Raw genomic sequence first — 12,057 nt, 5'->3', positions numbered from 1 at the left:
ACACCGCAGCGGCCGCCTAACCATGAGCCCGGCAACGCTGCCCCGACCCGATTTCAACATTCATCGGGACATCCCCTCGCCGTGCGTCTGGATGGAATCGCGACGGCGGCGGAGTGAGGATCAGGTGGCGTACTCGCCCTCGCGGAACGCCATGTCGGTGATTTCGCGGAGGCCGTCGCGGTAACGGTTGAGGGTGGCGACGTCGCCTTGGTAGATCTCGTCGGGGTGGCGCGCAAAATGATCCTGGTTCAACGCGATGAGGCGCTCCAGCAGGTCATCAATCTCTGCCTTGGCCGCAAGGAAGGCATCGAGTGCAGCATCGTTGGACTGGAGCATTGGAGGGTCTCCCGCGGTGGTGTGGGGGACCATCAGGCTCGGGAACGCGGTTTGGTCAAGCGAAGGGTGCGCAGCGGATCGCCGTCATCGGCTGCCATGCGGCGCCGGGGTTTTGTTGACACAGTGTTGACACGGGCGCGGAACGCAAAAGGCCTCCCGTTCGGGAGGCTCTTAAGCGACTGTATTATTTGGGGATTTTGGTTGCGGGGGCAGGATTTGAACCTGTGACCTTCAGGTATGAGGCCACCCTTGGGTCCGAAATAACTACGTTATTTCTGATGGTTAGCCGATTTTCAGGCTCGCAACGTCGGCGTCGTGTCGCACGGAACAGCCGCAAACGGCTGGGATGTAGCGGGAATTCAAGTCTCCTCTCCCAAGCCATCCACGAAGCGGATGCCTAGCAGCTGGGCGAGGTCGCGCAATTCGTCTGGTAGCCGACCGCCTGTCGCGAAAATGCAGTCGGCGGTAGGAATGACGCGGTCATGTATCTGTTGGGCACGTAACACTGCTCGATACTTCACGCATTGAAAAATGCCGCGATGCAGTTCATCAAACCCTGCGGATGCGGTCTTGACCTCGACTCCGACAGAGACTGAGCCGAAATATACATCGACCTCATCCCCTGACCATAACCGAAACTCTTGCGCTCCATCACCGTCGCGCGCCAAGCCAACCAACCCCGGCTCAGAGGCAATGCGACGCTTCAGGGCCTTGTGCTCATCGCTTTCGGGGCCGGTATGCCATCCCTTCGGGTTGGGTCGACGTCGCTTCTTTTTGGACGCTGGAGATGTGCGCTTTTTTCTGGTCTTCGAGAGACCGTAGGCACCGAGAACATGATCCCAGCCTTGGAAGTCGTATATTTCTTCCAGTGCCCGTTCGATGATCGCTCGTTTTTCCTGTACGCTCAGCCGCTCGGGGGCGACCTTCCGTCCCAAAAATTGGCGGCAAAACTGCTCGATGTAATATTGGGAGCCGGACCCCGGAACTCTGGTCCCCTTGTTGACGACCATAAGGTTGATCAAAGGCACGTCCACCCCTGCCTCTTCAGAGTATTCCTCGCACGCATCTCCGATGCTTCCCGCGGGATATCCATATTGGGCTAGGTGGACGTGGCTCCCCAAGCCTCGCCGCACTATTTCGTCATCCCATTCTCCATACGTGATCTCGCGACGCTGGCGGGCGTATTCGACAAGTATTGGAAACCCGATGCGCGCCATGCGCTTTGTCCACGTATCCCCCTGCAACGCCGTCAGTTCCATCGCGACCCGTCACTCCCGCCAAACCGCTAAAGCTATTTACTGCGTAATCCTAGCAGCTTCGCCTCGACCATGGCCATGGCGTTCTGGTGGTCGGGCGACGGGAACAGGTGGCCGTAGCGCTCCATGGTCATCTGGATCGAGGAATGGCCCGCGAAGGTCATCACCTCCTTGGTCGTGAAGCCCTGCTCGATCCAGAGCGACACCGCGAAGTGGCGCAGGTTGTGCCAGCGCAGCTTCGCGCCGACCTGCTTCTGCAGCTTGCGGAACCGCGCCTGCGTGTTGGTGTGCTGGAGGATCCCGCCGCGCGGCGCGGGGAAGACCAGCCCGAGGTCGCTCTTCGGGCAGCGCAGCTTCCAGCGGCGCAGGGCGTTCAGCACCATCGGCCCGGCCGGGATGTCGCGATAGCCCGCGCGGGATTTCGGCTCGCCCATCTGGTTGTAGGCATCGGCGCGCTGGCGCACGTGGATGAAGCCCTTTTCGAAATCCACGTCCTGCCAGCGCAGACCGCGCAGCTCCGAGGCCCGCAGGCCGGTCAGAGCCGAGACGATCAGGTGCGGCTTGAAATCGTCGTCCGCCGCCTCGATCAGCGCGCGGATCGTCTCCTTCGAGGGCACCGGCGCCTTGTGCTCGATCCGGCTGGACTTGATCACCCGCACGCCCTGCGCGGCGTTGGTGAACAGCTGGCCGTTGTCGATGGCGTGGTCGAACAGCAGCTTCAGCGTCGAGAGGGCGCGGCGGGTCAGATGCTCGGATCGGCCGTTCAGCAGCAGCCGGTCGCGGAACTCGTTCACGTGGCGGCGGGTCAGCTGAGCGATCAGCTTGTCCCCGATCCCGACCTTCGGATCGGTGATGTGCAGGCGCACATGGTCGCTGTAGCCGCGCAACGTGGACCGCTCCATCCGCCGACCCGTCTTGCAGCGCACTTCGCAATGGTCGAGCCACGCCTTGGCGGCGTCGGCCACGGTGATGCTCTCGCCGTCGGCCAGATAGGTGTTGTTGGCGACCAGCGAGCGGACCTTCACGAGATAGACGTCGGCGTCCTTGCGGCGCGGGAACAGCTTCGAGCAGCGCTTGCCGGCCTGGTCGGTGAAATCCACCTGCCAGCGCTCCAGGCCCGAGGGCAGCGTTCGCTTCCGGATCGTCGCCATCCGAATTCTCCCTTCCCGACAATGCCTTGACCCTCGTCAGCCTTCCGCATTGCCATGCTTTCGCGGGCCTTGCGAGGCGAAACCGACCGCCTCGGAAGCTGGTATCGGATTTTTACCCCGAAACCCCCTTGTGCGCCAGAGGTTTTGGACTTATGGTCCGAAACAAGCTCAGGAGACCCCGCCGCCATGGCCAAGCTCAGCGATCTCGTCCCCACGCTCGCGCAGGTTCTGCCGATGCCCGAGCAGACCGTGGCGGTGATCGCGCGCGCGCTGCGGCAGGCGCGGCTCATCTCGACGGGCGGGCGTGGGCCAGGAGCGGCCGACATGACGCCCGAGGATTGCGCGCGGCTGCTCCTCGCGATCATGGCGGCCGATCAGGTCAAGGACTCCGTCGCGGCGTCGCAGCGGTTCTGGGCGTTCCCCGTCGAGGAGCTGCACAGCCGGGACACGATGCCCGAGGACGAGCAGGATGCCTGGCTGCCGCTGCCCGATGCGATGCGGGCGCTGACGCAGGTCACGACATTAGGCGAGATGCTCGCCGGCCTGATCGCGGCGGCCCGGGACGGTGCGCTGGATGCGGCCCTCGGCGGCGTGATGCTCCCCTTCATGAAGATCGAGGTTGAGCGGCGGTTCCATACCGCGTCCGTCTCCCTCGCCGGGTCCAGCGACGGGCTGCTGCCCGACCGGACCGTGATGATCGCAAGCTTCGCGCCGCCCAAGACGCAGCTGCGCAAGCTGATGGAGGCATCGGGATTTCACGAGGGCGGCGACGCCATGGTCACCTTCGCCGTCAGCCAGAGAACGATCAACCCGCTGGGCGCGCTGATCCGCACCTAGGAGAACAGGAACATGCAGGACGGAATGCGGGCCGGACCCGCCACGGGAGAGGCTTGCCCGGCGCTGGCGGACGATCTGCTGCGGGGCGCGGACGCCATTGCGGTCTTCGTCTTCGGCGACGCGAAGGAGCGGCGGAAGGTCTACTACTACGCCAGCGAGGCCAAGGTGCGCATGCCCACCTTCCGGATGGGCAACGTGATCTGCGCGCGCAAGTCGCGCCTTCTCGACTGGATCGAGAGCCAGGAGGCCGCGCGATGAGCGATTTCCGGGCTCCCCTCTCGACCGACGATCATGTGGTGATCGGCAATCGGCTGCGCGCCTGCCGCGAGGCGTTGCTGCTTGTGCTGACCTCGGCCGTGCCGGGCACCGACACCCATCGCGAGGCCGACCGCTGCCTGATCGCGATGGACCGGCTGCGCGCCGAACTCGACTGCGATCTGCGCGGCGTGGCGCATTACGAGCGCGACCCGAGGCGTCTGACCGGCAAGGTCTATTACGGGCATGTCCGCTTCGTCGGCAGCGGCGAAGGGCCGGAGGAGCACTGGAACGACGATTTCGCCGCCTGGGTCCTGGACGGGGAGTGAACCATGGAGGACGTCATCCGCGTGACAGGGTCCGCGGCCGAGGCGGAGGCGGACGCCTCCGCTTCGGCACCCGCCCCGATGGCAGCCGAAGAGCTGACCGACCTGCGCCTGCGGCTGCATCGCCACAGCTATCGCCCGGTGCCGGTGCTGGGCGCGCATGTCGCCATGAAGGCCGCAGGCAAGCGGCCGATGATGAAGGGCTGGGAGACGGTCTGCGCCAGCGCCGACGAGGCCGAGATCGCGCGCTGGACGACGGCGCAGCGCAACTGCACCAACACCGGCCTGCTCTGCGGGACGCTGGTCGGCATCGACATCGACGTGCTCGACCACCAGCACGCCCACCGGGTGACCTGCATCGCGACCGAGATGCTCGGCATGACGCCCGGCTACCGGATCGGGCGCGCGCCGAAGATCCTGCTGACCTTCCGCACCGATGAGCCCTTCGACAAGATCCAGACGCCAGAGTTCCACATGCTCGACGGCACTGTCGCGCGCGTCGAGGTGCTGGCGACGGGACAGCAGTTCGTGGCCTTCGGCATCCACCCGGACACGAAGGCGCCCTATCGCTGGCCCGAATGCTCGCCGCTCGACGTGCCTTTGCACGAACTGCCGCCGGTCACCAGGGAGCGGTGCGCGGCGTTCATCGCTGCGGCCGAGACGTAGCTGCGCAAGGTCGGCGGCTACAGCACCGCCGATCGCCGCGAGATCGAGCGCGAGGGCCGCAAGGCCGCGGGGCTCAAGCGGAACGAGCCGCCCTCGCGCGAACTGGTCGAGGAGGCGGTCGCCCACATCCCGAACGACGACCTGCCCTACGACGACTGGATCAAGGTGGGACTCGCGCTCTACGCCGCGCTCGGACCCGACGGCCGCGACCTGTGGGAAAGCTGGTCTGGCCAGGCTTCGAAGAACGATCCCGACTACACCGCCGGGAAATGGGACAGCTTCGCCGGTGTGCGCAACGTCACCGTGGGCACGCTGTTCTGGCTCGCCCGGCAGAACGGATGGCGCGCGGAGCGCATCGAGCGGGTCCGCCGTTCGCACACGCGCCCCATCGACACGGCCGACGAGGACGAGGCCGACGCCGACGGCCGACCGGTGATCCGCCTCCGCGCGGGTTTCCTGCACCAGAGCGTGGACATGGCCGAGGGCGCGCTGATGCAGGCCGGTCTCGGCTACTATCAGCGCGGCAGCCTGGTGGTGCGGCCGGCGATGGTGCCGGTGGCCGTCTCGGACGGGCGCACGGTGGATGCGCCGCGCCTGGTCGCGGTCAAGGCGCATCACATGGCCGAGGCCTTCACCCGCGCGGCGAAATGGAAGCGCTACGACAAGCGCGAGGGCGACTGGGTGACCACCGACTGCCCGCATCGCGTCGCGGAAACCTTCCTCGCCCGCGAGGGCCAGTGGCGGCTGCCGGTGCTGACCGGCATCGTCAACGCCCCGACCTTGCGGCCGGACGGCACGATCCTCGACCTGCCGGGCTACGACGCGCAGACCGGGCTGCTGTTCGATCCGCAGGACTTCCGGTTCCCCGCGCTGCCGCGCGATCCCGACCGGGACATGGCGCAGCGCGCCCTTGGCTTCCTCAAGGATCTGATCTCGACCTTCCCCTTCGTCACGGAGGCGGATCGCGCGGTCGCGCTCTCGGCCATCCTGACCGCTCTGATCCGCCGCTCGCTGCCGACGGCGCCGCTGCACGGCTTCAACGCCCCGACCGCGGGCAGCGGCAAGTCGATGCTGGTCGATCTCGCGAGCCTGATCGCCACCGCCCGTCCGGCGCCGGTGATCGCGCAGGGGAAATCCGCGGAGGAGATGGAGAAGCGGCTGGACGCGGCGCTGATCGCGGGCGACGTGTTGATCGCCATCGACAACTGCGAGGAACCGCTGGGCGGCGAGCTGCTCTGCCAGACGCTGACACAGACCAGCCTCAAGGTCCGCATCCTCGGCAAGTCGCTGAACGCCGAGGTGCCGAGCAACGCCGCCATCTTCGCGACCGGCAACAACCTGACCTTCGAGGGCGACATGACCCGACGCGCCCTGCGCGCTACGCTCGACCCTGGCGTGGAGCGGCCCGAACTGCGCGCCTTCGACCGCGATCCCGTTGCCATGGTAACGGCGGGGCGCGGCGATTACGTCACGGCCGGGCTGACCGTCCTGCGGGCCTTCCACATCGCCGGTCGTCCGCAGCAGCGCACGCCGCTCGGCTCCTTCGCCGAGTGGTCGCGCTGGGTGCGCGACGCCCTGATCTGGCTCGGCGAGGCCGATCCCTGCGAAACGATCGAGGCGCTGCGCGGCGCCGATCCGAAGCTCGAGGCGCTGACCTCGGTCCTCGAAGGCTGGCGCGAGGTGATCGGGATGCAGCCCGCCACGGTCCGCGATGTGATCGCGCGTGCGACCGAGCAGCGACCCCAGCTCTACGGCCGCGCCGAGTTCGTGCATCCCGAGTTCCGCGAGGCCCTGCTGCGGGTCGCGGGCGAAGGCGGCGCGATCAACGGCAGGCGGCTGGGCATATGGATCGGATCGCACCAGAAACGGATCGTGGGCGGGCTGCGCATCGTCGAAGCGGGCGTATCGGCAGGGCACACGCGCTGGCAGCTGCAACACGCGGAGCCGGGCGCCGCGACGATCAACAACGGTTCTGAAAGTTTCCGGAGCAATGCCGATGCGTGACGCGGATTCCCGATCTGTCTGGTGGGTTTGGTGGATTTGGTGGATTTGTTCCGGCCGGTTTCTTTGTATGTCGCAGAAAATGGCGGCGGCGTGGAATGTCGGGGCATGTAACGCCACGCATCACATCACCACGCATGACGTGACAGTTTACAGGAGCGGGCCGAAACAGACCCACCAGATCCACCAAACCCACCAGACAAACCGTCAACGGACGGGGACGGACGGCACAGCCCGCGAAAACTTCAGAACCGTCGTGAGCGGACGGAAACGGCGGATCGCGGGTGACCGGGCGATTCCTTCGGGGCCGATCCGTATGTGGGGACGCGCAGCGCATGAGCCCGCCAGCGTCAGGGGGCGTAAATGACTAAACTCGACGGCGCCGAGACCAAGACCGCCTTCGCCGCGCGGGTGGGGCTCACCAAGGGGCGCATCTCGCAGCTGGTGGCCGAGGGGCTGCCGGTCCGCGCGGACGGGCGGATCGACGTGGCGGTGGGGCTCACTTGGATCGAGAACAACCTCGATCCCGCCCGGCGCAATCGGGGCGGCGCCGCCAGCGCGGCCCGCAATCCGACCACGCTGGCCGAGGCCAAGCGTCTGCATGAGATCGTGAAGGTCCAGCGGGCGAAGCTCGCCTACGAGCGTGAGAGGGGCGAGCTGGTCGAGACCGCCGCCGCCACGCGTACGGTCTTCGCGCGAGCCCGTGCCGAACGCGACGCGCACATGGCGTGGGTCCAGCGCACGGCGCCGCTGCTGGCCGCCGAGCTCGGCGCCGATCCCCGCGCCACCTTCGCCGCCCTCGACCGCATGATGCGCGAGCATCTCGAACATCTGGCCGACCTGCCGCTCGGGAGCTTTGGCGATGGTGCCTGACATCGACCTCGCGTGGCGGCGCGGCATCCGCCCCGAACCGCCGATCCCGGTCTCGGACTGGGCCGACCGTCATCGCATCCTGCCGCCCACCTCGGCCGAGCCCGGCCGCTGGCGCACCGACAGCACGCCCTATCTGCGCGCGGTGATGGACGCGCTCTCGACGGCGAGCCCCTACGAGCGGGTCGTGCTGATGAAGGGCGCGCAGACCGGGGGCTCGGAGGCCGGGCTGAACTGGCTCGGCTACATCATCCAGAATGCGCCCGGCATCGCCATGCTGGTCATGCCCTCGCTCGACATGGTGCGGCGCAACACCACCGTCCGGATCGACCCGATGATCGAGGCGACGCCCGCCCTGCGCGACCTGGTCGCCGCGCCCCGCTCCCGCGATGCCGGCAACAGCCTGTTCCGCAAGTCCTTCCCCGGCGGCCAGCTGGTGATGACCGGGGCGAACAGCGCCGTCGGCCTGCGCTCCACGCCCGTGCGGTATCTGTTCCTGGACGAGGTGGACGGCTATCCGGGCGACGCCGATGGCGAGGGCGATCCGGTCGATCTGGCGATCCAGCGCACCGCCACCTTCCGGGGGCGCCGCAAGATCTACATGGTCTCGACGCCCACGCTGAAGGGCCATTCCCGCATCGAGGCGGCCTTCCTCGACAGCGACCGGCGATACTACCACGTCCCCTGCCTCCATTGCGGCCACATGGCGCCGATCACCTGGGCGCGCATCCGCTGGCCCGAGGGGCGGCGCGACCAGGCGCATCTCATCTGCGAGGCCTGCGGCGGCATCCACCACGAGCACGACAAGCCCCGCCTGCTGGCGGCAGGCGAGTGGCGCGCGACGGCCGAGGGCGATGGCCGCACCGCGGGCTTCCACCTCTCCGCGCTCTATTCCCCATGGGAGACATGGGCCGAGATCGCCGCCGAGCATGGCCGCGTCCGCAAAGACCCGCCCCGCCTGCAGGTCTGGGTGAACACCAAGCTGGGCGAGTCCTGGGAGGACCAGGCGGGCGACACCGTTCCGGCCGACCCGCTCATGGCCCGCCGAGAGGACTGGGGCGAGGCGCTGCCCGCCTCGGTCGCCGTGCTGACCGCCGGCGTCGACGTGCAGGGCGACCGGATCGAGGTGCAGATCCTCGGCTGGGGCCGCGACGAGGAAGCGTGGGTGATCGACTACCGCGTGCTCTGGGGCGACCCGTCCGGGCCGCGCCTCTGGTCTGATCTCGACATGGTGCTGCAGGCGACCTTCCCGCATCCCGCGGGGCTCGACCTGCCGGTGCGCGCGACGGCCATCGACACCGGCGGGCACCACACCAAGATGGCCTACGAGTTCTGCCGCACCCGCCTCGCCCGCCGCATCTGGGCGATCAAGGGCCGCGGGGGGCCCGGCATCCCCGTCTGGCCGCGCCGCCCGACGCGCACGAACAAGGGCAAGATCCCGCTCTTCATCGTCGGCGTCGATGCCGTGAAGGACGCCGTCTACGCCCGCCTGCGCCTCACCGAGCCCGGCCCCGGTGCGATCCACTTCCCCCGCCGCCTCGACGCTGACTACTTCCGCCAGCTGACCGCCGAGCGCGTCGTCACCCGCTTCGAGCGCGGTCGCCCCATCCGATCTTGGCAACCCAAGCGCGACGGCGAGCGCAACGAGGCCCTCGACACCTTCGTCTACGCCCACGCCGCCCTGCACGGGCTGATCAGCATGGGACTCAGGCTGAACGAAGAGGTGGAGGGGGTGGCGTCGGTGCCGGTGCGGCAGGTAGCCGAGGGGGGCGCGTGATCAGGTCGCCGTGGATGCTCTGAGCCGATAGCTTTCAGTCATTCCCCGTGATTCCGAAGGCCCTCAGGGGCGGATTTCATCGCAGAAGTGCCTTGCAAGAAATAGAAGCCACTCTAATTGGCTATACTGCAAGAGAGCAACGTTATAGTCCGCTGGCAGCGAGTCGAGGCGAACAATAGACTCAAGGTCACTGATCGAGTACGTGGATGGTTGCCGGACGGAATTGCTGGGGACGATGCAAGCCCGTATCAATGCGACGCATAACTCAACCCACGTTCCTGGACCCCCTAGGTAGTCCCACCACTCGATGCCGACGCGCACCGTTGATTTGACTGTGAGTTGCTGAGACCTATACGAAATATTCCAGTTCCCAGTACAGGGAGATATAATCTGGGCAGGCGGGGTAACAACCTGCCCGATATTCCGAAGAATATGCCAGTCCTTCTTATTCGATTGACGCTTTGTCCCGTAGAGCACGCCATAGGTGAACTCTACTGTATTTGCACCCGCCGCATTCGCCCAGTCAGGTGAATGCGTCACAACGTCGACGCCGATATCCTTAGCCATTTCATCATTTAGACACCGAGGACCGCTCTTCAGCGTTGCCACGTACAGGGTCTGACCAGGCGCGACTCTTTTCCCATCCAGAACAGATTCCACCGAGTGCATCGTCGACGGAACCAATTGCCAGCCATACACGGGCAAGACAACTGTTTCGACCATCCTTCCAGCAGACGTCTCCATAGAAGAGAACACCTTTGCTGGAACTATGTCCTTCTCAATTTCCGAGACATGGCTGTAGCCATTCTGCTTGGAGTAGAACATCAATACAAAGGGGCTAGTATTGAATTTCTCAAATTGAGAGCTTGACGCTGGAAGCGCGGCAATATGGCTGGAAATCCGCCGCCGAAAGTCGGTTTCCATATCGAGGACACGCTGCCGGGCTGCTGGATCAGAATCAATACGAGCAAGATCTCGAAAGATGTCGGCCTTTCTCAAGACCACAGGGGCAACCTTCTTTGGCAGACCGGGGTGACCTCTAGCCATCCTTAAACTCCAAAAGCTTTAATTTTCTTCCGCGTTACAGGGGCCGCGTAGTTCGTGTCGTCTGAAGAGCCAGAGCTATCACGCACGAACGTCTTGCCCGCCTTAAACCACTGGCGCGTCCTAACGTGGGACTGAATATAGATCACGCGGAAACGTTCAGGCGGAGTGGGATGAGCCCTCCAACCGTTCTTTGCGAGCGAGTCCAAGGCGGACGCAATCACCTGGCCCGCAACCCTTCCGAGACGAACTGGAACGGCGTTTCCGACCTGAGCATATTGCTGAGATGTTGTTCCACAGAACTCCCAATCGTCAGGGAACTCCTGAATTCGTGCATACTCACGAAGACTAAGCGCGCGTGTCTCTGTGGGATGACATAGCGAAGTACTTGCATGGTTTGGCATCGTTACCAGAGTCGGGCATGGCAGATCGAAGCTAAGGCGACGCCACCATCCCGAGCGCCCACCCCTTGCAAAGTAAGCCTTGCCCATTGACTCCCGCTGCACTTCATCAGGCAGGCTTCTCCAGTTTGACCCCGGCGGCACCATTCTAAGGAAGCCTTTCTTGCGGGGGCTAAAATCCATGATGACATCACCAGGACTGTTAAGGCCCGCAAGGGCATCGCCCAGAGTACGCCAAGGCTGTAGTTCGCTCCGGGAAAACAGATCTGGCGTATCCGCGACATCGTGGCTCCCGTGGGTGGGGCTCGGGAAGTCCACTTCCACGTTGAACCGGTTACCGATGAACAAGGCTCGCTCTCTTAGCTGAGGAGCACCATAGTTGACTGCATTTACTTCAAAGCAGTCCATGTGATATGGCCCACCAGAAATCTTTTGAAGGTCATCTGCAAAAAGGCGAATTACCGAACCAGGTTCTTCTTCTGCCGTAAGGGGCGGACCACCCTTTTCCGGACGCTTCGCTATGGGTCGGTGCTTAAGTGCAGCAGAAACTAGGCCGCGAACGTTCTCCATAAGGAAAAACTTGGGCTGCAGGCCTTCAATGAAGCGCAAGAAATCCCAGAGCAGTGTGCCCCGAGGGTCTTGGACGCTTTTTCTCCGACCTGCAGTTGAAAACGACTGGCACGGCGGCCCACCGACGAGAAGGTCAACTTCCCCGGGAGCTACGCCGATAGTCTCCAGCAGCTCGTCCACGGTCAGTTCAGAGATATCGCGGCATAGAACTGCGGGGCTCCCGCTTACCCTGCCTGCCGTTACGTTCTTGGAGATTGTCTCGCAGAAGCTTGGCTCCACCTCGACAGCAGCCAAGAGCTCAAACCGGTTGGTCTGATCAAGGCCGATGTCGAGACCCATCGCGCCTGAGAACAGCGATACAACGCGGTACCTTTCCTTCATGCGCTCATCCTTTGCTCTACAGCCCACGACAAGGCCCACAAGATGTAGTCGTAGATCTGCACCGCGACCCTATCGCGTGATTTGAGCGATGTGGAGAGGAAACTTGTACGGTACAGCGAACCTCGCTGGGTGATATGCGCCTGCCTATGCTTCAGCGGGATCATGCCGCCGTCAGCGCCGGAGCGT

13 protein-coding genes are annotated in these 12,057 nt (G+C 64.9%); 7 read left to right on the top strand and 6 right to left on the bottom strand.

Annotation, left to right across the window (positions count from 1 at the left end; translation table 11 throughout):
- Window positions 1-120: 120 nt before the first annotated feature.
- From KY389_RS14770 to KY389_RS14760, 3 genes are all read right to left on the bottom strand, one after another.
- A complete protein-coding gene (locus KY389_RS14770) occupies window positions 121-336 on the bottom strand; it encodes a hypothetical protein (RefSeq protein WP_219831737.1) in 216 nt (71 codons plus the stop codon).
- A 359-nt stretch (window positions 337-695) separates the two neighbouring features.
- Window positions 696-1,595 (bottom strand): hypothetical protein, encoded by a 900-nt coding sequence (locus tag KY389_RS14765; protein WP_219831736.1) that lies wholly within the window; start codon window positions 1,593-1,595, stop codon window positions 696-698.
- A gap of 32 nt (window positions 1,596-1,627) precedes the next feature.
- Window positions 1,628-2,743, bottom strand: a complete 1,116-nt coding sequence (locus tag KY389_RS14760; RefSeq protein WP_219831735.1) for a site-specific integrase — start codon at window positions 2,741-2,743, stop codon at window positions 1,628-1,630.
- 186 nt (window positions 2,744-2,929) lie between these two features.
- On the opposite strand from KY389_RS14760, the gene KY389_RS14755 reads away from it, so the two are divergent.
- The 7 genes from KY389_RS14755 (at window position 2,930) to KY389_RS14725 (ending at window position 9,475) form a co-directional block, all read left to right on the top strand.
- Window positions 2,930-3,580 (top strand): molybdopterin-binding domain-containing protein, encoded by a 651-nt coding sequence (locus KY389_RS14755; protein WP_219831734.1) that lies wholly within the window; start codon window positions 2,930-2,932, stop codon window positions 3,578-3,580.
- Window positions 3,581-3,592: 12 nt separating this feature from the next.
- Window positions 3,593-3,838: a hypothetical protein gene (locus KY389_RS14750; protein WP_246588171.1), complete on the top strand. Its 246-nt coding sequence runs from the start codon at window positions 3,593-3,595 to the stop codon at window positions 3,836-3,838.
- The gene (locus tag KY389_RS14745) at window positions 3,835-4,164 is read left to right on the top strand and encodes a hypothetical protein (protein WP_219831733.1); all 330 of its coding nucleotides are present in this window, start codon (window positions 3,835-3,837) and stop codon (window positions 4,162-4,164) included. The genes KY389_RS14750 and KY389_RS14745 overlap by 4 nt, the downstream gene beginning before the upstream one ends.
- A 3-nt stretch (window positions 4,165-4,167) precedes the next feature.
- Window positions 4,168-4,827, top strand: a complete 660-nt coding sequence (locus KY389_RS14740) for a bifunctional DNA primase/polymerase (protein ID WP_219831732.1) — start codon at window positions 4,168-4,170, stop codon at window positions 4,825-4,827.
- A complete protein-coding gene (locus KY389_RS14735; protein WP_219831738.1) occupies window positions 4,828-6,831 on the top strand; it encodes a PriCT-2 domain-containing protein in 2,004 nt (667 codons plus the stop codon).
- Window positions 6,832-7,191: 360 nt separating this feature from the next.
- A complete protein-coding gene (locus KY389_RS14730) occupies window positions 7,192-7,701 on the top strand; it encodes a hypothetical protein (RefSeq protein WP_219831731.1) in 510 nt (169 codons plus the stop codon).
- Window positions 7,691-9,475 (top strand): phage terminase large subunit family protein, encoded by a 1,785-nt coding sequence (locus KY389_RS14725; RefSeq protein ID WP_219831730.1) that lies wholly within the window; start codon window positions 7,691-7,693, stop codon window positions 9,473-9,475. The genes KY389_RS14730 and KY389_RS14725 overlap by 11 nt, the downstream gene beginning before the upstream one ends.
- A 63-nt stretch (window positions 9,476-9,538) precedes the next feature.
- Here the strand turns inward: KY389_RS14725 and KY389_RS14720 are convergent, their stop codons facing one another.
- From KY389_RS14720 to KY389_RS14710, 3 genes are all read right to left on the bottom strand, one after another.
- On the bottom strand, window positions 9,539-10,522 hold the full coding sequence (locus tag KY389_RS14720; protein WP_219831729.1) for a PDDEXK family nuclease: 984 nt from the start codon (window positions 10,520-10,522) through the stop codon (window positions 9,539-9,541).
- A gap of 2 nt (window positions 10,523-10,524) precedes the next feature.
- The gene (locus tag KY389_RS14715) at window positions 10,525-11,871 is read right to left on the bottom strand and encodes a DNA cytosine methyltransferase (RefSeq protein ID WP_219831728.1); all 1,347 of its coding nucleotides are present in this window, start codon (window positions 11,869-11,871) and stop codon (window positions 10,525-10,527) included.
- Window positions 11,868-12,057, bottom strand: a 190-nt coding sequence (locus KY389_RS14710; protein ID WP_219831727.1) for a hypothetical protein, incomplete at its 5' end; no start/stop codon positions are given. The genes KY389_RS14715 and KY389_RS14710, both read right to left, overlap by 4 nt.

It is taken from the genome of Paracoccus bogoriensis, from assembly GCF_019431455.1.
GTDB classification, from domain to species: Bacteria; Pseudomonadota; Alphaproteobacteria; order Rhodobacterales; family Rhodobacteraceae; genus Paracoccus; species Paracoccus bogoriensis.
Note: the sequence above shows the minus strand (reverse complement) of the source record. Positions and strands in the feature narration are given on the sequence as shown.